We start from the raw sequence: 25,062 nt of genomic DNA on the forward strand, positions 1-25,062 counted from the left end.
TCAGGACAGCACTTCGCCGACCGCCAGCGCCAGACCGTCATGCCACCATGCGGCGAAACTGAAGACGTTGGGCGCCTTGAGAATCGTGAAGTGGTTGCCCGGCCCGTACCACACCGCCAGATCGCTGACCTGCCGCTGCCAGCCTTCAAGCACCGCCGCCTGTTCGCGCTGATTGCCCCACTCGTCCAGCGTCGGGTCATCGACCAGTACCAGCCGCACCGGCCCGGTATAGGCCAGTCGCGGTTGATAGATCGTGCGCAAGGCGCTGGCGAAGGTGCGTACCGGGCCATGCATCGCGTCCGGCGCCGCGCGCTCCGACAACACCCCGGCGCGCACCATGCCGTCGTGCAGCAGACGCAGTTGCGTGGTGTCGTCGGCGTTGGCGAAGGTCGCAGGATCGATGCCCAGCGATTTGCCACAGGACAACTGCAGGGTGTCAATCAGCCGTTGCAGCGCGGCAGTGGCCGTGTACGGCTTGCCCGCCGTGCCGTCACCGCCCGGCGCTTCGCTGTCGATCAAGGTCAGCGAAGCCACCTCGCGCCCGGCCGCCTGCAACTGCGCGGCCATGGCATGCGCGACCCAGCCGCCGAACGAATGACCGATCAGGTGCAGCGGCCCCTGCGGGTGGATCTGCTCGACGGCTTGCAGGTAGAACGCCGCAGCGGCTTCGACCGCGCTGTGCGGCACACTGACGCCGTCCAGCCCCCGGGGTTGCAGGCCGATGATCGGCCATTCCGGGCCGATCGCCTCGGTCAGGTGAATGAACCCGGTGACACTGTCACCCGCCCCCGGCACGCAGAAAATCGGCGCATACCCCGGCTGCCCGGTCTGAATCGTCAGCAGCGGTTGATACAGCGTCGGTTCCGGCGTCACCAGGGTTTCCAGCGCCTGGGTGATGGCTTGGCCGAGTGCCTGAATGTGCGGGTGCTTCATCATGGTCCGGTGATCGCCGGGGATGTCGATGCAACGCAGCAAGCCAATGTTGAAGCGCTCTTCCCAGCCGCGCGTCGGGCTCGGCAATGACTGGCCGTCCATCAACTCTTGGGCACGGAACAAGTGGATCGGCTGGCTCGCCGGGCTGACCCGGTAATGCGCCAGCGCCAGACGATGCGCCGCTTCGCGATCAAAGTAATGCCAGGCGTCCGCCGCGCTGACCGTGGCCAGTTCCGGATCGGTCAGTTGCTGTGCCTGGCAGCGCTTGAACAGCTCGGGGAAATCCAGTTGTTCGACTTGCGCTTCCAGCGCTTGCACCGCCGCCAGCGCCGCCTCGCTTTCGGCACCCAGCATCAGCGAACGCCCTCGGCAATGGCCAAGTAACTGGCGCTTGTCGAGGCCCTCGCCGCTCCACATTGCCTTGTCCTGGGCGAGCGGGTTTGGCGCATAGCTGTCGAGCATGCCGATGAAATCCACCGGCTCATCGAGGCCGAGCAATTGCTGCGCGACCTCATGCGCCAGCACCCCGCCGAACGACCAGCCCGCCAGCCGATACGGCCCGTGAGGCTGTACCGCGCGGATGATCCCGACCATGCGCTGCGCCATGCACTCAAGCGTGCGCAATTGCGCTTGCCCCAGCGGCACACCGGGCAAACCGTAAATCGGGAACTCGCCACCGATGTGCTGGGCCAGCGTCGGGAAATACACGTCCCTGCCGCTGAATTCATGCAGCAGAAACAGCGGCGTACCGTGCGCCCCGGCACGCACCACGACCAGCCCGTCAGGCTGACTGAGCACCTCATCCTGACTGAGCAGCGCGGCGGCAGACTCGATGCTCGGATGCTGGAACAGCTCGGCCAGCGACAGTGGCAGCCCGGCCCGTTGCAGCAGATTGACCAGCTTCACCGCCAGCAACGAATGCCCACCGAGTTCAAAGAAGTTGTCGTGACGGCCCACCTGTTCGACGCCAAGCACCTCGCCCCAGATCTGCGCCAGCGCGGTTTCGACTTCACCCTGTGGCGCCACGTATGGGCGGTTGATCACCGCGTCTGCACCCGGTTCCGGCAAGGCTTTGCGATCAATCTTGTCGTTTGGCGTCAGTGGCAACGCGTCGAGCAGCACAAACGCGCCCGGCACCATGTACTCCGGCAAACGCTCCAGCACATGGCTGCGCAAGGTATCCAACGATGGCGCGTCGATGCCGGCGCGCAAGCTGTACCAGGCCACCAGACGCTCATCGCGCACCATCACCACCGCTTGGCGAACCGCCGGATGTTCGATCAGCCGCGCCTCGATTTCCCCCGGCTCCAGACGCAAGCCACGCAGCTTGATCTGGAAGTCATTGCGGCCGAGGAATTCCAGTTCCCCATGATTGTTGTAGCGCGCCAGATCGCCAGTGCGGTAAAGGCGATCCCCCAGCACAAACGGGCTGTCGATGAAGCGCTCGGCCTGCATCTCCGGCAGTCCGTGATAACCACGTGCCACGCCGACGCCGCCAATGTGCAACTCGCCGCTGACGCCTTGCGGCACCGGTTGACCGTACGCATCGAGCACGTACAAACGCGTGTTGCTCAGAGCCTTGCCGATCGGCACCACGTTGTCCGGCACCGGCATGTCCGGCTCCAGCGTCCAGCCGGTGCTGTCCACCGTGGTTTCAGTCGGGCCGTAAACGTTATGCAAACGCACCCACGGCAGCCGATCACGCACTTGACGGGCCAGCGCTGCGCTGAGTTCACCACCGCCGTTAAGCACATCGGTCAGGCTGGTGCACTGCTCGACACCGTCCTGTTCGATGAACTGCTGCAACAGCGCCGGAACGAACTTGACCACCGTCACCTGCTGCTCACGAATGGTCTGCACCACATACGCCGAATCGCGGTTGCCGTCCGGCCGTGCCAATACCAATCGCATCCCCGAACACAGCGGCCAGAAGATCTCCCACACCGAGCTGTCGAAGCTGAACGGCGCCTTTTGCAGCAGCGCACCGTGTTCGGTCGGCGGCGAAATCTGCGAACCCCAATGCACCATGTTGCAGGCGCTGCGGTGTTCGATCATCACGCCTTTCGGCAGACCGGTAGAACCCGAGGTGTAGATCATGTAAGCGAGGTTCGAGGCGCTGAGACCAGGCACCTGCAAATCATGGTCCGGCAGGTGCTGCCAGGTACTGCGGTCAAGGTCGATCACCGTGGCGGCCGCATCATCGAACAATCCGCGAGTAGCGGTCTGCACCAGCACCGCGGTCGGCGCGCTGTCCTTGAGCATGTACGCCAGACGCTTCGCCGGATACCCCGGATCCAGCGGCACATAGGCACCACCAGCCTTGAGGATGCCGAGCAGACCAACGATCAGATCCAGCCCACGCTCGACGCAGATCGCCACCCGCGCATCCGGCTGCACACCGAGTTCGCGCAGATGGTGGGCCAAACGGTTAGCACGCTGATTGAGCTCGCGGTAGGTCAGGGTTCCTTGCGCGGACTGCAGCGCGACAGCGTCCGGTTTGCGCCGCACCTGCGCTTCGAACAAGCCATGCAACGGCTGCTCCAGCGGACAATCAACGGCGCTGGCATTGAAATCGACCAGCAAACGCTGCTGCTCCTGCGGTGCCAGCAACGGCACTTGCGCAAGCACGGCCTGATCGTCGTTGATCAGCGCCGCCAGCAGCCGCTGGAAGTAGCCGACAAAACGCTGCACCGTTGACTCATCGAACAAGGCCGTAGCGTAGCGCAACGAACCGCGAATCCCGTCGGGCGAATCGCCGAGGCTCAGTGAAAGGTCGAATTTCACAAAGTGGCTGTCGCCGGCCACCCCTTCCAGGGTCAGGTCGCCGAGGGTCAGGCTCGGGCCGTCGTTGTTGTCCCAACTGAGCATGGTCTGGAACAACGCGCTGTGCGACAGGCTGCGGACAGGCTTGCTGATATCCACCACTTGCTCGAACGGCAGATCCTGATGCGCCTGAGCGTTCAGGGTTTGCGCCTTGACCCGCGCCAGCAGCGTCTCGCCGCTCGGTTCGCCCGAGGTGTCGATGCGCAGCGCCAGGGTGTTGACGAACATGCCGATCAGGCCTTCGATCTCAGCCCGGGTGCGGTTGGCCACCGGCGAGCCGATCACCACGTCGTTCTGCCCGGACAAACGACTGAGCAACATCGCCCAGGCGCTCATGATCACCATGTACGGCGTCACCGCGCGACGCTGACACAAGGCTTTCAAACCGGCGCTCAAGTGTTGATCGAACAGCATGTCGACGCGGCTGCCGGAATAGTCCTGCTGTGGTGGCCGCGGACGATCGGTTGGCAGGGTCAGCAGGGCTGGCGCGCCGGCCAGGGTCTGCTGCCAATAATCGCTCTGGCGCTGCAGCACCTCGCCACTGAGCCAGCGCCGCTGCCACACCGCGTAGTCGGTGTATTGCAGCGCCAGCGGCGGCAGCGGATCGTCTTCGCCACGGCTGAAGGCCTGATACAACGCCGCCAGCTCGCGAGTCAGCACGCCCATCGACCAGCCATCGGCGATGATGTGGTGCAACGTCAGCAACAGCACATGATGATCATCAGCCAGACGCACCAGACGTCCGCGCAGCAGCGCATCGTGCTGCAGATTGAACGAGGCGCAGGCCTGTTCCTCGATCAGGCCACGCAAGGCATTGTCAGCCTGTGGGTGCTGACGCAGGTCTTCTACCGCCAGCAACAGACCGCTCTCGGCCGGCAGAATAAGCACCTGCGGCTGATCGTCGATCTGGCTGAAGCGGCTGCGCAGGGTTTCGTGACGCGCGACGATGCGTGCCAGTGCCCGTTGCAGCGCGTCTTCATCCAGCCGACCGCGCAGGCGCAGACCGACCGGGATGTTGTAGGCGCTGTGGCCGCCGTCCATCTGCGCCAGGAACCACAGACGTTGCTGGGCGAAGGACAGCGGCAATAGCTGATCACGCGCCGCCGGCAGAATCTCCGGCAAGGTGCTGCGCCCTGCCCGGCTCAGCACCTCGGCGACAGCGGCCAGCTCGGGGTTGGCGAACAGCTCGGCGAGTGTCAGCTCGACGCCCATCTGCTGGCGTACTTGCGACAGCATGCGCATCGCCAGCAACGAGTGCCCGCCCAGTTCGAAGAAGTTGTCGTGACGACCGACCTGTTCGAGCTGCAGCAAACCGGCCCAGATCCGCGCCAGATGTTCCTCCAGCGCCGAGATCGGCGCGACATACACCCGGCTGAGCAGCGCAGCCTGGGTCGGCGCCGGCAGAACCTTGCGGTCGACCTTGCCGTTGTTGTTCAACGGCAGTACATCCAGTTGTACCCAGGCGGTCGGCACCATGTATTCCGGCAGTCGCGCCAGCAACTGCGCGTGTAGATCGGCGCTGTCCAGGCGCCCGGCGTGCGCGGTGTAGTACGCCACCAGACGCGTGATGTCCTGACCATCGCGGCGCGCCAGCACCACGGCTTCCTTGATCCCCTGGCAGTTGAGCAGGCGGTTTTCGATTTCGCCCAGTTCGATACGGAAACCGCGAATCTTCACCTGATCGTCATTGCGCCCGATGCAATCGAGCTGCCCCGGTGCCAGCCAGCGTGCGAGGTCACCCGTGCGATACAGCAGCGCGCCCGGCTGCTCGCTGAACGGATCACGCAGAAACTTCTCGGCGGTCAGATCGGCGCGGTTCAGGTAACCCAGCGCCACGCCCTGCCCGCCGATGTACAACTCGCCGGTCACGCCCATCGGCACCGGTTGCTGATGCGCGTCGAGCACGTACACCTGGGTGTTGGAGATCGGCCCGCCAATCGGCACGCTCTCGGCGTTTTCCGCCACTTCACGCACTTCAAATGTCGTGGCGTAAGTGGTGGTTTCGGTCGGGCCGTAGCAATGCACAATGCGCAACTCTGGCGCCTCGGCCAGCAGTCGACGGAACGCTGCCGGATCGCCCCGTTCACCGCCACACAGCAGAATGCGCAGGCCTTTCAGCGCCTGCGGAATCAACTGCACGTACTGGTTAAACAGTGCAGTGGTGACGAACAGCACCGTCGCCCCGGAAGCACTCAACTCATGGCCGAACGCGTTTGGATCAAGCAGGGTCTGGTGATCGATGACCACCACGCGCCCACCGTTGAGCAGCGGCCCCCAGATGTCCATGGTGCTCGCATCGAACGCCGGGTTGGAGGCGAAGACCACGCGGTCCTGCGCATTGAAATCGGCGTAACCGTTGTTCAACACCAGGCGGCCGATGGCGCGGTGCGGCACCATCACGCCTTTCGGGGCGCCGGTGGAGCCGGAGGTGTACATGATGTACGCCAGCGACTCCGAGGACTGCGCCAGATTCGGGTTGTGCGTCGGTTGGCCGCTGAGGGTCAAGCGGTCGAGGTCGATGCGTGGCGCGGCGTAGTCGACGACCTCACCGCTGAGGGTCAGCAACGCCGCTGCCTGACAGTCCTCGACCATGAACGCCTGCCGCTCGCTCGGCGCATTGATATCCAGCGGTACATAGGCCGCCGCGCACTTGGCAATCGCCAGTTGCGCCACCAGCAGTTCCAGCGAACGCGGCAACAGGATCGCTACGTGATCGCCCGGCTGCACGCCGTGGCTGATCAAGTGATGCGCCAGACGGTTGGCCTGGGCGTTCAGTTCGAAGTAGCTCAGCGAATGCTCGCCATGCACCGCCGCCACCGCTTTGGGATGCGCCGCTGCCTGCTGCTGGAAAATCCCGTGCACGGTCAGCGTCTGCGGGTATTCGCGCGTCGTAGCGTTGAAGTCGTAGAGCAAGCGCTGACGCTCAGACTCGGCGAGTAACGGCACCCGCTCCAGCACCGTCTGCTCATCGTTGACCATTGCTGCCAGCAGACGCTGCAGGTAGCCAACATAACGCTCGACGGTCGCTTGATCGAACAACGCCGTGGCGTATTCCAGCGATCCGCGAATCACCCCGTTGACCTCACCCAGGGTCAGGGTCAGGTCGAACTTGGCCACCCGGCCCGGCGCGGCCACACCTTCGAGGCGCAGATCGCCCAGCGCCAGGTTCGGGCCGACGTTGCTGTCCCAGCTCAGCGTGCTCTGGAACAACGGGCTGTGCGCCAGACTGCGCGCCGGCCGGGCGATTTCCACCACTTGCTCGAACGGCAGATCCTGATGCGCCTGCGCCTCCAGCGTGCGCGCCTTGACCCGCGCCAACAGCGTGGCCACGCTCGGTTCACCCGAGGTATCGATGCGCAGGGCCAGAGTGTTGACGAACATGCCGATCAGGCCTTCGATCTCGGCCCGGGTGCGGTTGGCCACCGGCGAGCCGATCACCACGTCGGACTGCCCGGACAGACGACTCAGCAACAGCGACCAGGCACTCATCAGGGTCATGAACAGGGTCACGCCGTGCCGCTGACTCAGGGCTTTGAGGCCGGCACTCAGACGCTCATCCAGGCGTACTTCGACGCTGCTGCCGGCAAAATCCTGCTGCGCCGGACGCGGACGATCGGTGGGCAAGGTCAGTAAGGCCGGCGCGCCGTCGAGGGTCTGCTGCCAGTAATCGCTCTGCCGCTGCAGCACTTCACCGCTGAGCCAGCGCCGCTGCCACACGGCGTAGTCGCCGTATTGCAGGGTCAACGGCGGCAATGGATCCGGCTGGCCGTGACTGAAGGCTCGGTACAGCGCCATCAGCTCACGGGTCAGCACGCCCATCGACCAACCGTCGGCGACGATGTGATGCACGGTCAGCAACAGCACATGATGATCGTCAGCCAGACGCAGCAGGCGACCGCGAATCAGCGGATCGTGCTGCAGATCGAAGACAGTCGCGGCTTCCTGCGCGAGCAGTGCCTGCACCGTGGCCTCGGCCTGTGGATCCTGGCGCAGGTCTTCCACCTGCAACAGCAGGCCGTTATCGACCGGTGCAATCGTCACCAGCGCCTGATCGTCGACGCTGACAAAACGGCTGCGCAGGGTTTCGTGTCGCGCAACGATCTGCGTCAGCGCGCGCTGCAAGGCTTCGACATCGAGTCGCCCGCGCAGGCGCAGGCCAAGTGGAATGTTGTACGCCGAGTTGCCGCCGTCCATTTGCGCGAGGAACCACAGGCGTTGCTGGGCGAAGGACAGCGTGCCGTCACGCGGCACCGCTACGATCTGCGGTTGGCTACTGACCTGCGCTACGCAAAGGCATTTGGCGACCGCCGCCAGTTCAGGGTTGGCGAACAGATCAGCCAGCACCAGCTCCAGTCCCAGTTGCTGACGCACCTGCGCGACCATGCGCATGGCCAGCAGCGAGTGGCCGCCGAGTTCGAAAAAGTGATCATGCCGGCCGACCCGTTCGACCTGCAGCACCTCGGCCCAGATCTGCGCCAGCGCGGTTTCCAGCTCACCTTGCGGCTCGATGTATTCGCGGGTGAATAGCGCAGTCAGGTCAGGTTTCGGCAATGCCTTGCGATCAACCTTGCCATTGGCGGTCAGGGGTAACGCGTCGAGCCGGACAAACGCCGCCGGCACCATGTACTCAGGCAATTGCGTGAGCAGGTGCGCGCGCAGATCAGCGACGCTCAACGATGCGCCCTGCTCGGTGTAATACGCCACCAACCGTGGCTGACCGGGTTCGTCCTCACGGGCCAGCAATACCGCCTCCTGGACGCCGGGGAGCTGATTGAGCCGGGTTTCGATCTCGCCCAACTCGATACGCACGCCGCGGATTTTCACCTGATCGTCGTTGCGCCCGAGGTACTCGAGCGTGCCGTCCTCGCGCCAGCGCGCAAGGTCACCGGTGCGGTACATACGTGCATTCGGCACGCTGCTGAACGGATCGCGCAGAAAGCGTTCGGCGGTCATCTGCGGACGGTTCAGGTAACCACGGGCCACGCCGGCACCACCGACATACAACTCGCCGATCACCCCCAGCGGTACCGGGCGTTGCCGTGCGTCGAGCAGATACACCGTGGCATTGCTCACCGGTTTACCGATGTGCAAGATGTCGCCCGCCTCGATCAGGCCAGAGGTGGCGACCACCGTCGCCTCGGTCGGGCCATAGTTGTTGATGACCCGGAACGGCTGGTTGCGGTTGAACTGACGCAGTCGATCGCCGCCGATCAACAGGGTTTTCAGGGTTGGATGCGCCGGCTCCTGACTGAAGGCGTATTCGGCCACCGGGGTCGGCAGGAAGCTCACGTCCAGCGGCTGCGCCCGCCACCAGGCGAGCAACGCGTCGATGTCTTCGTTGCCGTCATGGTTTGGCGCCAGATGCACGGTCGCACCCACGCACAGCGCCGGCCAGACCTCCCAGGCCATGGCGTCGAAACCGAACCCGGCCAGGCTTGAGGTAAGGCTGCCGGCGTGCAGATCGAAGGCCGCGCAGTGCCAGTCCACGAGATTGCTCAGCGTCTGGTGCTCGACCATCACGCCTTTCGGCAGACCGGTGGAGCCGGAGGTATAGATAACGTAAGCCAGGTGCTGCGGGGTCAGGGCCGGCAGCGACGGGTTGTCGATTGGCTCGTTTGGCCACTGGTGCAGATCAAGGTCTATCAGCGGCACCGACAATGCCGGCAGGCGTTCACGCAGATCGCTTTGGCTCAGCACCGCGGCGGGCGCACTGTCTTGCAGCAGATAGTTCAGGCGCTCCGCCGGGTGCGCCGGATCCACCGGCACATAACCGGCGCCGGCCTTGAGAATCGCCACCAGCCCGACCAGCGTATCAAGGCCGCGTCGGGCGACGATGGCCACGCGATCGTCAGGCTGTACACCCGATGCAATCAGATGATGCGCCAGACTGTTGGCCTGCCGGTTCAACTCGGCATAGCTCAGCGAAGCATCGGCAAACACCGCCGCCAGCGCCTGCGGTCGCTCAAGCGCTTGCTGCTCGAAACGCTGGGCAATCGTCAGTCCCTGTGCGTAATTTGCGCGGGTCGCGTTGAAGCTGTGCAACAACTGCTCGCGCTCCGCGTCCGGCAGGATCGACAGGTGCTCGAAACCTTGATGCGGCGCGTGCTCCAGCGCATCCACCAGCCTGTGCAAGGCGCATTGCAGATAGTTGCAGATGCGCTGTGCATCGATACCGGCACCGGCCAGTGCGGTCAGGCTGAAGTCTTCGCCGAGATCGTCGACGCTGAGGGTCAGGCGATAGTTGCTGTGTTCCTCGGCCTCAAGCAATTGCATGCCCTGCCAGGCCGTTTGGGCCTCGGCAGAACCGCCACCCGCCGCGGCTCCGTGGCGATAATTGAACAAAGTGCTGAACAATGGCGTGGTCGGCGCCATCGCGCTGCAATGCTGGATGCGCGCCAGTTGCGCGTGTTCGTGTTGCAGCAACTGGCTCAGCCGTTGATGCGTCGCCAGGGCCGCGCCCTTGACGCTGTGCGCACGCAGATCGATGCGCAGCGGCAAGGTGTTGATGAACACCCCGAGCGCGCGTTCGGCGCCCTCGCCGCCCTGCAAGCGACCGAGCAATACCGTACCGAAAACCACGTCATCGCGACCGGACAACTGCCCCAGCACCTGCGCCCACGCCAGGTGCATCAGGCACGCCGCGCTGACACCCAGACGCCGCGCCTGACTGCGCAGGTTGCGGCTCAGCGCGGTGTCGAGGCTCAACTGTGCCTGCGTGGCCAGCCCTTCCGGCGCCGGGTTCTGCCCGTAAGGCAAGGTTGGTTCGTCGACGTCACCGAGCATCTCGCGGAAGAACGCTTCGTGCTGCTGGTCACTCAAGCCGGACAGGGTGTGCGCCACATAATTGCGATACGGCACCGGCTCGGCCAGACGTTGCGGCTGGCCGCTGAGGAACGCCTGCATTTCGTGTTGCAGCACCTCCAGCGCCACGTGGTCCATCACCAGATGATGGAACAGCAACAACGCCACCACCCGCTGATTGGCTGAATCCCACGCGTGCACTACGCGCATCAGCGGCGCCTGATTGACGGCCATGCGGTACTGCGCAGCGTCGAAACGCCGGCGCAATTGCTCCAGTACATCGCCGTCCGCGTCATGCAGTTCCAGGCATTCGCACGCCAGCGGCGCCTCACGCCAGACCACTTGCACCGGGTCTTGCAGTCCGTCCCAGAACAGCGAAGTGCGCAGGATGTCGTGGCGCTGGATTACGTTCTGCAAGGCTTGAGTGAAGGTGTTCAGGCGTTGTTCATCGGCAAACGCGAACTGCGCCTGCAACACATACGGATCGCCCTGTGCGGCGGACAAATGGTGGAACAGGATGCCGGTCTGCAACGGCGCCAGCGGATAAATATCCTGCACGTTGGCCGCACCGCCGGGGATGCTCGCGACGATGCGGTCGATGCTCGGCTGGTCGAGCGCCACCAGTGGCAACAGCTCGGGGGTGATGCGCGTGCAGTCCGCAGTGATCAGGTTGGCCGCGACTTCGGCCTCGGGCTCACCGCCCACGGCAGCGGCCAGCGCGGCGAGGGTCGGCTGGTTGAACAGCACGCGAATGTCGGCGCTCAGGCCGGCACGGCGCATCCGCGCCACCAGATTCACCGCCAGCAGCGAGTGACCTCCCAGTTCAAAGAAATGATCGTGGCGGCCTACCCGCTCAACCTTGAGCAACTCAGCCCAGAGCTGCGCGAGCGCGGTTTCCACTTCGCCGACCGGGGCTTCGTATTCACGGGCGGTCAGCGCCGTCAGATCGGGGGCCGGCAGCGCCTTGCGGTCAAGTTTGCCGTTGGGGCTCAGCGGCAATGCTTCGAGATGCACGAACACGGCGGGCACCATGTAGTCCGGCAGGTTTTCCAGCAAGTGGCCGCGCAGTTTTTCAATTTCCAGCGGTGCGCCGGTGTAGTACGCGACCAGACGCTTGTCCCCCGGCACGTCTTCGCGGGCCAGTACAGCGGCTTCCTGAATGCCGTCGATCTGGGTCAGACGTGCCTGGATTTCACCGAGTTCGATGCGCAAACCGCGGATCTTCACCTGATCGTCGTTACGGCCCAGGTATTCGATATTGCCGTCCGGCAGATAGCGGGCGACGTCGCCGGTGCGGTACATCCGCCCGTTGCTCTGGAACGGATCGTCAAGGAAGCGTTCGGCGTTCAGTTCCGGGCGATTCAGATAACCGCGCGCTACCTGCACGCCACCGATATACAGCTCGCCGACCACGCCGTGCGGCACCGGTTGTTGCTGGGCATCGAGGATGTACATGCGGGTGTTGGCGATCGGTTTGCCGATCGGCGTGTTGTCCGGGGTGCTTTCCAGCGGCCCGGCGCAGTCCCACGCGGTCACGTCCACTGCCGCTTCGGTCGGGCCGTAGAGGTTGTGCAATTGGCTGCCCGACAGTTGCTGTTTGAAGCGCCGTACCACGCTGCCCGGCAGTGCTTCGCCGCTGCACATGACTTGCCGCAGACTGCTGCAACGTGCGGTGTCGGCGTGAGCAAGGAAAACATCGAGCATCGACGGTACGAAGTGCAGCGTGGTGATGTGTTCGCGTTCGATGATGTCGCTGAGATACAGCGGATCCTTGTGTCCCTCGGGCCGGGCCATGACCAATCGTGCGCCGGTCATCAGCGGCCAGAAGAACTCCCAGACCGAGACGTCGAAGCTGAACGGGGTTTTCTGCAACACCGTGTCGGCAGAACTCAGTTGGTAAGCGTCCTGCATCCACAGCAAGCGGTTGACTACGCCGCTGTGCTCATTGATCACGCCTTTCGGTTGGCCGGTGGAGCCGGAGGTGTAGATCACGTAGGCGGTGTGGTGCGGGTTCAATTCAGCGAGCGAAAGGTTTTCCGTCACCAGCGCTTGCCAGTGCGGCTGATCCAGATCGATCACCGGCACGCCAACGTCACCGAGCAACGAACGCGTCGCCCCCTGCACCAGCACCGCCAGCGGCGCGCTGTCTTCCAGCATGTAAGCCAGACGCTCCAGCGGATACGCCGGGTCCAGCGGCACATAACCGCCGCCAGCCTTGAGGATCGCCAGCAGCCCGACCACCATGTCCAGACCGCGCTCGACGCAGAGCGCCACCCGCGCATCCGGGCCTACGCCCAATTCGCGCAGGTACCGCGCCAGTTGATTGGCTCGGGCGTTGAGTTCGGCATAAGTCAGTTGCTGTTCGTCAGCGACCACCGCTGGCGCCTGCGACGAGCGCACCACTTGCGCTTCGAACAGACCATGAATGGTCTGCTCAAGGTTGTAATCGACCGCCGTGGCATTGAACTCGACCAGCAAACGCTGCTGTTCTTCCGGCGCCAGCAGCGGCGCCTGTTCCAGCAGCGCCTGATCGTTGGCGACCATCGACTGCAACAGACGCTGGAAGTAACCGGTGAAGCGCTCGACCGTGCTCTGGTCGAACAATGCTGTGGCGTATTCCAGCGATCCGCGAATGATGCCGTTGGACTCACTGAGGCTCAGCGAGAGATCGAACTTGGCGAAGTGGCTCGGCTCGGCCACGCCCTCCAGCGTCAGTTCGCCGAGGGCCAGCGCCGGGCTTTCGAGGCCATCCCAACTGAGCAAGGTCTGGAACAACGGGCTGTGCGCCAGGCTGCGCACGGGCCGGGTGATTTCCACCACTTGCTCGAACGGCAGATCCTGATGCGCCTGCGCTTGCAGGGTTTGCGCCTTGACCCGCGCCAGCAGCGCTTCGACGCTCAGCTCGCCCGAGGTGTCGATGCGCAAGGCCAGAGTGTTGACGAACATGCCGATCAGGCCTTCGATTTCGGCGCGGGTGCGGTTGGCCACCGGCGAACCGATCACCACTTCCGCCTGCCCGGACAAGCGGCTGAGCAGCATCGCCCAGGCACTCATCAGCGTCATGTACAGGGTCACACCGTGGCGCTGGCCCAAGGCTTTGAGCCCGGCGCTCAAGCGCTCGTCGAGAACCACGGCAACGCTGCTGCCGGCATAGTCCTGCTGCGCCGGGCGCGGCCGATCGGTCGGCAGCATCAACAGCGCCGGGGCGCCAGCGAGGGTCTGTTGCCAGTATTCGCTCTGACGCTGCAGCACTTCGCCGCTGAGCCAACGCCGTTGCCACACCGCGTAGTCGGTGTATTGCAGCGCCAGCGGCGGCAGTGGATCCGGCTGGCCGTGACTGAACGCCTGATACAGCGCCATCAGTTCGCGGGTCAGCACGCCCATCGACCAACCGTCAGAGATGATGTGGTGCAGGGTCAGCAACAGCACATGGTGATCGTCGGCCAGGCGTACCAGTCGCCCGCGAATCAACGGATCGTCCTGCAAGTCGAACGGCCCCGAGGCTTCGCCCTGAATCAGTGCCTGCAGGGTTTCCTCGGGTTGCGGGTGCTGGCGCAGGTCCTCGACACGCAGCAGCAGACCGGTGTCCACCGGGGCAATCAGCACTTGCGCTTCGTCGTTGAATTGGGCGAAGCGGCTGCGCAGGGTTTCGTGGCGGGCAACGATCCGCGCCAGTGCGCGTTGCAGCGCCGCGTCGTCGAGACGGCCACGCAGCCGCAGGGCCACGGGAATGTTGTAGGCGGTGTTCGCGCCTTCCATTTGCGCGAGGAACCACAGGCGTTGTTGGGCGAACGACAGCGGCAACGCGCCGTCACGCGGGACCGGCACGATCTGCGGTTGTGCACAGCGTCCGGCCTCGTTCAGCACTGCCGCGACCGCCGCCAGTTCGGCGTTGGCAAACAGCTCGCTCAGCGCCAGCTCGACACCCAGACGCTGGCGCACTTGCGAGACCATGCGCATCGCCAGCAACGAATGCCCGCCGAGTTCGAAAAAGTGATCCTGACGCCCGACCCGCTCGACCTGCAGCACGTCGGCCCAGATCTGCGCCAGCGCGGTTTCCACCTCGCCTTCGGGCGCTGCGTACTCGCGGGTGAACAGCGCCGCCAGATCCGGCGCCGGCAAGGCCTTGCGGTCGACCTTGCCATTGGCGGTCAGCGGCAACGCGGCGAGTTTGACGAACGCGCTCGGCACCATGTATTCCGGCAAACGGCTGAGCAATTGCGCGCGCAACTCGCCCACCGGCAGCGCTTCGACCTGCGGCTGCTCGGTGAAGTACGCCACCAGTCGCGGCTGGCCGGGTTGATCTTCGCGGGCCAGCAGCACCGCTTCCTGAATCCCCGGCAACTGGTTGAGGCAGGTTTCGATCTCGCCCAATTCGATGCGCACGCCACGGATTTTCACCTGATCGTCGTTGCGCCCCAGGTACTCGATGTTGCCGTCCTCGCGCCAGCGTGCAAGGTCGCCGGTGCGGTACATCCGCGCATTCGGCAAGGGGCTGAACGGGTCACGCAGAAAGCGTTCGGCAGTCATGTCCGGGCGATTCAGGTAGCCACGGGCGACCCCGGCACCGCCAACGTACAACTCGCCCGCCACGCCAAGCGGCACCGGGCGCTGCTGTTCGTCGAGCAGGTAAACCGTGGCATTGCTCAGCGGTTTACCGATGTGCAGCGCGTCGCCGCTTGCTACCCGCCCTGAGGTCGCGACCACTGTGGCCTCGGTCGGGCCGTAGTTGTTGATCACGTCGAAATGCTGGTTGCGATTGAACTGCCGCAAGCGGTCGCCGCCGATCAGCAGCGTACGCAGGGTCGGGTGTTCGAGGTTCTGGCTGAAGGCGTATTCGGCCACCGGGGTCGGCAGGAAGCTCACGTCCAGCGGCTGCGCGCACCACCACGCGAGCAAGGCATCGATGTCTTCGCCGCCCTCGTGAGTCGGCGCCAGATGCAGGGTCGCGCCCGCGCACAGCGCCGGCCAGACTTCCCAGGCCATCGCGTCGAAACCGAACCCGGCCAGGCTTGAGGTGTGGCGCCCGGCGCAGAGGTCGAACGCGCTGCAGTGCCAGTCGACCAGATTGCTCAAAGTGTGATGCTCGACCATCACGCCTTTGGGCAGGCCGGTGGAGCCGGAGGTGTAGATCACGTAAGCCAGGTTTTCGGTACTCAGGCCGGGAACGCGCGGATTATGGGTCACGCCCTGCGGCCAGTTGCAGCGGTCGAGTTCGAGTACCGGCACGGTCAGCGCCGGCAAACGTTCGCGCAGATTGCTTTGAGTCAGCACCGCCACTGGCGCGCTGTCGTCGAGCAGGTAGTTCAAGCGCTCCGCTGGGTGCGCCGGGTCAATCGGCACGTAACCGGCGCCGGCCTTGAGGATCGCCACCAGCCCGACCAGGGTGTCCAGCCCGCGACGGGCGACGATGGCGACACGGTCGTCGGGTTTCACGCCCAAACCGATCAGATGCTGTGCCAAGGCGTTGGCCTGACGATTGAGTTCGGCGTAGGTCAGTTGCGCGTCGGCAAACACTGCCGCCAGCGCGTCCGGCCGTTCGGCCACCTGCGCCTCGAAACGTTGCTGGATGGTCTGTGCAGCCGGGAAATCCACTTGAGTGGCATTGAACTCGAGCAGTACCTGCGCAAGCTCCGCCGCCGGCAGGATCGGCAGTTGATTTACCGGTGTCTGCGGCGCCTGCTCCAGCGCGAGCACGAGGTTTTCCAGCGCGCAGTGCAGGTAATCGCAGATGCGCTGCGGATCGGTCTGGGTGCTCGCCAGCAGGGTCAGGCTGAAGGCGTCACCGAGGTCATCGACACTCATCGTCAACGGATAGTTGCTGCGCTCTTCGGAGTGCAACGTGGAGATACCGTCCCACGCCGCGCGGGTTTCGGCACTGGCGGTGGCGACGTTGTGGCTGTGGCGATAATTGAGCAGCGTGCTGAACAGCGGCGTCGGCGCCACCACGTGACTGCAGCGCTGAGCCAGAGCCAGCGGTGCATGTTCGTGACGCATCAGCGTGGTCAACCGGGCGTGGGTGGCGTTGACTGCCGCGCGCACGTCCTGCCCGTCGATGTTCACCCGCAACGGCAAGGTGTTGATGAAAATTCCCAGCGCCCGATCAATCGCTTCGGCGCCTTGCATGCGGCCCATCAGCACCGTGCCGAACACCACCTGCTGCTTGCCGGTCAGCGCGGCCAGCACCTGCGCCCAGCCGAGATGGAACAGGCTGGCGACACTGACGCCGAGCGTCCGCGCCTGCGCCCGCAGACGCTGGCCCAATAGCGCCGCGACCGGCACGCTGAGTTCGACGATTTCGCTGCCGTCACCCTGCACGTCCTGCAGGCCGTAAGGCAGCGTCGGTTCGTCGATGTCGCTGAGCATCTCGCGGAAGAACGCCTCGTGCTCGGCCTCGCTGACGCCCAGACGCGCCTGCGCCACGTAATTGCGAAACGGCACCGGGCGCCCGAGCCGTTCACGCTGCCCGGTGAGGCAGGCGCGCATTTCGTGGCGCACCACGTCGAGGGCCGAGTGGTCGAGCGCCATGTGATGGAACAGCAGCGTGGCGATCACCCGTTGCCCGGCTTCATCCCAGGCGTGGGCCAGACGCATCAGCGGCGCCTGGGTAACGTCGAGGCGGAAGTGCCGGGCGTCGAAACGCTCATGCAGATACGCCAGCACGTCGCCATTTGCATCAGGCAACGTCACCTCTTCCACTGGCAGTTCGGCCCGGCGCCAGACCACCTGCACCGGCGCGTCCAGCCCTGCCCAATGCACAGCGGTGCGCAGAATGTCATGGCGATCGATCACCGCTTGCAGCGCTTGGGCGAACGCCTGAAAACGCTCGCGGCTGGCAAAGGCGAAATGCGATTGCATGACATACGGATCGCCGTCACCGCCACTGACGTGGTGATACAGGATGCCTTCCTGCAACGGCGCCAGCGGGTAGATGTCCTGCACGTTGGCTGCGCCGCCGGGGACTTGTGCGACGAGGTGGTCGATGGTGGTTTGGTCGAGCTCGACCAGCGTCAGCATTGCCGGGGTGATGTGCGTGGTGCCCGCAACGATCCCATTGGCCGGCACTTCGACCTGGCCATGCTTGCTGGCCGAGTACTGCCCGGCCTTGATCAGCTCGATCAGCGCCGGTTTGTGCTCGCGCAACAGCGCCAGCAACGCCGGGTCGCTCAGCGCCTGCTTGTTGCCGTTGACTCGCAATTGGTCGTCCGCGACCGCCAGCTGGATATCTTTAGCCTTCAATTTGGCCAACAGTTCGATCACGTTCACAGGACGATCTCCATTCGTTCGGTAATTGCGGCGTAGCCGGCCAGGGTCGGATGTTCGAACAGCGACCTGACATCGGCTTCCATGCCTTCCTGACGCAGCCGGCCGATCAGACTGACCGCCAGCAGCGAGTGACCACCCAGTTCAAAGAAATGATCGTGGCGCCCTACCCGCTCGACGTTGAGCAACTCGGCCCAGAGCCGTGCGAGGGTGATTTCGACGTCGCCCACCGGGGCTTCGTATTCGCGCACCGGCAATGCGCCCTGATCCGGCGCCGGCAGCGCCTTGCGGTCGAGTTTGCCGTTGGGGCTCAGCGGCAGTGCATCCAGATGCACGAACAGCGCGGGCACCATGTAGTCCGGCAGGTTTTCCAGCAGACGACTGCGCAGCACGTCGGTTTCCAGGCGTGCGCCGGTGTAGTACGCCACCAGACGTTTGTCCCCCGGCACGTCTTCGCGAGCCAATACGGCGGCTTCCTGAATGTCGTCGATCCGGGTCAGGCGTGCCTGGATTTCACCGAGTTCGATGCGCAGGCCACGGATCTTCACCTGATCGTCGTTGCGACCCAGGTATTCGATATTGCCGTCCGGCAGATAGCGGGCGACGTCGCCGGTGCGGTACATCCGCCCATTGGCCTGGAACGGATCGGTGAGGAAGCGTTCGGCGTTTAACTGCGGGCGATTCAGATAACCGCGCGCCACCTGCACGCCACCGATGTACAGCTCGCCGACCACACCGTGCGGCACCGGTTGTTGTTGGGCATCGAGGATGTACATGCGGGTGTTGGCGATCGGTTTGCCGATTGGCGTGTTGTCCGGGGTGCCTTCCAGAGGTCCGGCGCAATTCCACGCGGTGACGTCCACTGCGGCTTCGGTCGGGCCGTACAGGTTGTGCAGTTCGCTGCCCGGCAGTTGCTGTTTGAAACGTCGCACCACGCTGCCCGGTAACGCTTCGCCGCTGCACATCACTTGCCGCAGACTGCTGCAACGTGCGGTGTCGGCGTGAGCGAGAAACACGTCGAGCATCGACGGGACAAAGTGCAGCGTGGTGATGCGTTCGCGTTCGATCACTTCACTGAGGTACTGCGGATCCTTGTGCCCCTCGGGCCGGGCCATGACCAGTCGCGCGCCGGTCATCAGCGGCCAGAAGAACTCCCAGACCGAGACGTCGAAGCTGAACGGGGTTTTCTGCAGCACCGTGTCGCTGGCGGTCAGTTGATAGGCGTCCTGCATCCACAGCAAACGGTTGACCACCCCGCTGTGTTCGTTGATCACGCCTTTCGGCTGGCCAGTGGAGCCGGAGGTGTAGATCACGTACGCGGTGTGCTGCGGGGCCAGTTCGGTTATCGCAAGATTGTCCGTCGGCAGCGCTTGCCAATGCGGCTGATCCGGATTGATCACCGGCACCGAAACGTCACCGAGCAACGAACGCGTCGTCCCCTGCACCAGCACCGCCAGCGGCGCGCTGTCCTCCAGCATGTACGCCAGACGCTCCAGCGGATACGCCGGATCCAGCGGCACATAACCGCCGCCAGCCTTGAGGATCGCCAGCAGCCCGACCACCATGTCCAGTCCGCGTTCGACGCAGATCGCCACCCGCGCATCCGGGCCTACACCCAACTCACGCAGGTGCCGCGCCAGTTGATTGGCTCGGGCGTTGAGTTCGGCATAAGTCAGTGGCTGCCCATCTGCGACTACCGCTGGTGCCCAAGGCGTGCGCGCCACTTGCGCTTCGAACAAGCCGTGAATGGTCTGCTCAAGGTTGTAATCGACCTCGGTGGCATTCAGGCCGAACAGCAGATGTTGACGCTCGGCATCCGCCAGCACCGACAGACGATTCAACGCCTGCTGCGGTGTCTGCTCCAGCGCTTCGACCAGCCCCGCCAACGCCTGCTGCATGTAGCCACACACCCGCGCCGCGCCAATCTGCGAAGGGGTCATGGCCGTGAGATCAAAGCCCTGACCGAGGTCATCGACGTTGAAGCTCAACGGATAGTTGGTGCGCTCTTCGCTGGAGAGGTTTTCGATGCCTTGCCAGGCCAGGCGATTGGCTTGCAACTGTTCTGCGCTGACGCTGTGCCGGTAGTTGAGCATCGCACTGAACAGCGGCGACGGCGCGGCCACCCCGCTGCAACGCTGGGCCAAGGCCAGTGACGCATGTTCATGGCCGAGCAATGCCGTCAGTTGCGCATGGGTGGCGCGCACCCCGGCACGCACCGAAACATCACCCAGATCCACCCGCAGCGGCAGCGTATTGATGAACATCCCCAGACCGCGATCAGCACCGGTACCGCCCTGCATCCGCCCCAGCAGCACGGTGCCGAACACCACGCGCTCATGTCCGGAGGTCGCCGCCAATACCTGAGCAAACGCCAAATGGAACAGGCTCGCGACGCTCACGCCCAGCTGCCGCGCCTGGCTGCGCAAGCGCCGCGCCAAGGCTTCGGGCACGCGCTGACGGACTTCTTCGATGTCATGGCCGTCACCGTGCACGTCCAGCAGACCGAACGGCAGTGTCGGCTCGTCGATCTCGCCGAGCATCGCGCGGAAGAATGCTTCATGCTCCTGCTCGCTGACGCCCAGCCGGGTCTGCGCCACGTAATTGCGATACGGCACGGCGGGGATCAGGGCTTCGCCGTGACCGAAGAGCAGCGCCTGCAGTTCCTGCTGCACCACTTCCAGCGCCGTGTGGTCCATGGCGATGTGATGGAACAGCAGCATGGCGACCACCCGGTCGTTGGCCGGATCCTGCGCGTAAACCAGGCGAATCAGCGGCGCCTGACTGAGGTCGATGCGGTAATGCCGCGCGTCGAAGCGCTCATACAACTGCGCCAGAACATCACCGGCGGCCGGGTCGAGTGCGACTTCCTGCACCGGCAGTTGAGCTTCGCGCCAGACCACTTGCACCGGCATCGCCAACCCTTCCCAGACCACGCCGGTGCGCAGGATGTCGTGCCGGGTCATGACCTGACGCAGCGCGGCGGCAAAGGCCTGCAAGCGTTCAAGACTGTCGAATGCCAGGCGCGATTGCAGTAGGTACGGATCGCCCTGCCCGGCGCTCAAGTGGTGATAAAGAATGCCTTCCTGCAACGGCGCCAGCGGATAAATGTCCTGCACATTGGCGGCCCCGCCTGGCACCGTGGCGACGATGCGCTCGATGCTGGCCTGATCCAGTTGCAGCAGGGTCAGCATGTCTGGAGTGATATGCGTGCAACCGAGTGGAATCAGGTTGGCCGGCACCGCGACTTCGCGACCACTGCCGACGGCGGCGGCCAGTGCGGCGAGGGTTGGCTGGCTGAACAGCACGCGCACGTCGGTGCTCAGACCGAGCTGACGCATGCGCTCGATCAGGTTCACCGCCAGCAGCGAATGCCCGCCCAGTTCAAAGAAGTTGTCGTGCCGCCCGACCTGTTCGACCTGCAACACCTCGGCCCAGACCTGCGCCAGCGCGGTTTCCACCGGCCCTTGCGGGGCTGCGTATTCGCGGCTGAGCCACGCGTCCTGATCCGGTTCGGGCAAGGCCTTGCGGTCGAGTTTGCCGTTGGCGGTCAGCGGCAGCGCCGGCAGGCGCACGTAGGCGGCGGGCACCAGTGCCTGCGGCAAACGTGCTTGCAGATGCTGGCGCAGCTCTTCGATTTCTACCGCAGTGCGCGCGGTGAACCAGGCGATCAAGAGCGCCTCGCGCACCAGCACCACCGCGTCCTGCACCGCTTGATGGCTGGACAGCGCAGCTTCGATTTCCCCCAGTTCCACCCGCACGCCGCGCAGTTTGACCTGATCGTCGTTACGTCCCAGATACTCGATATTGCCGTCGGCCAGCCAGCGCGCGAGATCGCCAGTGCGGTACATGCGCGCCTGCGGTTCGTCACTGAACGGGTCTTCGAGGAAGCGTTCGGCGGTCAGCTCGGGACGGTTCAGATAACCACGGGCCACACCCGCGCCACCGACGTACAGCTCGCCCGCCACGCCAACCGGCACCGGACGTTGTTGTTCGTCGAGCAGGTAAACCCGGGCGTTGCTGATGGGCCGACCGATATGCAGCAGCTGTCCGGTATTGATTTGCCCGGAGGTCGCGACCACCGTGGCCTCGGTCGGGCCGTAGTTGTTGATGACGTCGAACGTCTGCCCACGCGAGAACTGCCGCAACTTGTCGCCACCGATCAACAGCGTGCGCAAGGTCGGGTGACCCAACTCACGACTGAAGGCGTATTCGGCAATCGGCGTCGGCAGGAAACTTACCTGCAACGGCTGCGCGCGCCACCAGTCGAGCAGTTCATCGAGGTGTTCGTTGCTGATCGACGGCGGCGGCAGGTGCAGGGTCGCGCCGACACACAGCGCCGGCCAGACCTCCCAGGCCATCGCGTCGAAACCGCAACCGGCGACGCTGGCGGTGTGGCTGCCGGCGCGCAGGTCGAACGCCTCGCAGTGCCAGTGCACAAGGTTTTCCAGGGTCGCGTGTTCGACCATCACGCCTTTCGGCTGGCCGGTCGAGCCCGAGGTGTAAATCACGTAGGCCAGATGCGCCGGGGTCAGCGTCGGCACTTGCGGATTGGTCTCCGGCAGGTGTTGCCAGAGGACGTGGTCCAGATCGATCATCGGCACCCGGCCCAGCAACTCGCGGGTCGCGCCCTGCGCCAGCACCGCCACCGGATCGCTGTCCTGCAACAGGTAGGCGATGCGTTCCGCCGGGTACGCCGGATCGACCGGCACATAACCGGCGCCGGCCTTGAGAATCGCCAGCAGCGCCACCAGCATCTGCGGGCCGCGTTGCAGACACACGGCAATCCGGTCGTCCGGTTGCACGCCGAGGCCGAGCAAGTGATGCGCCAGGCGATTGGCCTGCTGATTGAGTTGCGCATAGGTCAGTTGCTGCGAGCCCTGCACCACCGCCACCGCCTGTGGCTGCTGCTCGGCCTGCACTTGCACCAGCGTCTGAATCGTCGCCCCACGCGGGTATGCCGCCGCCGTCGGGTTGAAACCGACCACCAGGCGTTCGTATTCCTCGACCGAAAGAATCGGCAAACGGTTGAGCGGACGCTGTGGCGCCTGCTCCAGCGCGTGCACCAGATGCTCCAGCGCGGTGTGCATGTAGCCGCAGATCCGTTGCGCGCCGATCTGCGCCAACGCCAGCACGGACAGGGAAAAGTCTTCGCCGAGATCGTCGACGCTGAGGGTCAGCGGATAGTTGCTGCGCTCTTCGCCGCCGAGCAATTGCACGCCTTCCCAGATGCCCTGACCGTCACGCGGCTGCGCTTCGGCAGCGGTATGCCGGTAGTTGAGCAAGGCGCTGAACAGCGGCGCCCCGGACACCGCGCTGCAACGCTGGGCCAGCGCCAATGGCGCGTGTTCATGGGCCAGCAACGCGGTCAGCCGTGCGTGGGTAGTCTTGACCGCAGCGCGCACGCCTTCGCTGACATCCACCCGCAGCGGCAAGGTATTGATGAACACGCCGAGGGTGCGATCCGCGCCTTCACCGCCCTGCAAACGACCCAACAGCACCGTGCCGAACACCACGTCGCGGCGGTTGGCAAGCACGCCCAGCACCTGCGCCCAGGCCAGATGCATCAGGCTCGCCGGGCTGAGACCCAACTGCCGCGCCTGTTCCCGCAGGCGCAGGGTCAACCCGGCATCGACGGCTTGCTGCGCCTCCTCGATGTCGCCGCCATCGCCTTGCACATCGTGCAGGCCGAACGGCAGGGTCGGTTCATCGATATCGCCGAGCATGTCGCGGAAGAACGTTTCGTGCTCCTGCTCGCTGGCGCCCAGACGCGCCTGCGCCACGTAGTTGCGGTACGGCATCGGCGTGCCGAGGCTGTCGGCTTGGTTGAACATGAACGCGCGCATCTCTTGGCCCACCACCTCCATGGCGGTGTGGTCGAGAATCAGGTGCTGGAACAGGATGATCGCCACCACCCGTTGCTGCGCCGGGTCCTCGGCGTAGACGATGCGCATCAGCGGCGCCTGGCTCAGGTCGAGGCGGTTGTGCCGGGCGTCGAAGCGCGCGTGCAACTGCTCGAGGATGTCGCCCTGCGCCGGATCCAGCGGCACTGCCTGCACCACCAGCGGCGCCTGACGCCAGACCACTTGCTGCGGACTCACCAGCCCTTCCCAGACCACACTGGTGCGCAGAATGTCGTGGCGCGCGATGACCTGCTGCAAGGCTTGGCTGAAGGTGCGCAAGCGCTCGACGCTGTCGAAGATCAGCCGCGATTGCAGCAGGTATGGATCGCCCTGTTCGGCGCTCAAGTGGTGGTAAAGAATGCCTTCCTGCAACGGTGCCAGCGGATAGATGTCCTGCACGTTGGCAGCCCCGCCCGGCACGGTGGCGACGACGCGCTCGATGCTCGCCTGATCGAGTTCGGTCAGGCTGAGCATGTCCGGGGTGATGCGGGTGCAGCCCGGCGGAATGCGGTTGGCCGGCACCTCGATTTCGCGACCGCTGCCCACAGCGGCGGCCAATGCGGCCAGGGTCGGCTGATTGAACAGCACGCGCACGTCGGCCGCGAGGTCGATCTGACGCATGCGTTCGATCAGGCTCACCGCCAGCAGCGAATGCCCGCCCAATTCGAAGAAGTTGTCGTGGCGCCCGACCCGCTCGACTTTCAGCACGTCGATCCAGATCTGCGCCAGCGCGGTTTCCACCGCACCCTGTGGCGCTTCATATTCGCGGCTGAGCCACGCGCCCTGCTCCGGCTCCGGCAAGGCCTTGCGGTCGATCTTGCCGTTGGCGGTCAACGGCAATGCGTCCAGCCGCACGTATGCCGACGGCAACAGCGCATCCGGCAAGCGAGCCTGCAAATGCGTGTGCAACTGTTGAATATCGACCGCCGTGCGCTCGGTGAACCACGCAATCAGCCGCCCATCGCGAACCAGCACCACCACTTCCTGCAGTGCAACGTGACTGCCGAGCGCGGCTTCGATTTCACCGAGTTCGATACGCACGCCACGCAGTTTGACCTGATCATCGTTGCGCCCCAGGTACTCGATGTTGCCGTCGGCCAGCCAACGCGCCTGATCGCCGGTGCGGTACATGCGCGCCTGCGGCTCGTCGCTGAACGGATCGAAGAGGAACTGCGCAGCGCTCAGCTCGGGGCGATTCAGATAACCGCGCGCCACGCCCGCCCCGCCGACATACAACTCGCCCGCCACACCCACCGGCACCGGGCGCTGCTCGGCGTCCAGCACATAGACTTTGGCATTGGCGATCGGCCGACCGATATGCAGCGGCTGATTCAGTTCGACC

Annotated in this window: 2 protein-coding genes (1 of these 2 cut by a window edge); both read right to left on the reverse strand. The window is 64.8% G+C overall.

Going from position 1 to position 25,062, the window contains the following annotated elements; all coding sequences use genetic code 11:
* The gene (locus LVD08_RS14620; protein ID WP_342453889.1) at positions 1–17,823 is read right to left on the reverse strand and encodes a non-ribosomal peptide synthase/polyketide synthase; all 17,823 of its coding nucleotides are present in this window, start codon (positions 17,821–17,823) and stop codon (positions 1–3) included.
* Positions 17,820–25,062 carry the 3' portion of a non-ribosomal peptide synthetase gene (locus LVD08_RS14625; RefSeq protein ID WP_247268492.1) on the reverse strand. Its footprint extends 5,771 nt past the window's final position, so the window shows 7,243 of its 13,014 coding nt (coding positions 5,772–13,014); the start codon falls outside the window, past its right edge; the stop codon is at positions 17,820–17,822. Before LVD08_RS14625 ends, LVD08_RS14620 begins: the two co-directional genes overlap by 4 nt.

The sequence above is a fragment of the Pseudomonas sp. YL2 genome, assembly GCF_023063025.1.
Taxonomy (GTDB): Bacteria; Pseudomonadota; Gammaproteobacteria; order Pseudomonadales; family Pseudomonadaceae; genus Aquipseudomonas; species Aquipseudomonas putida_A.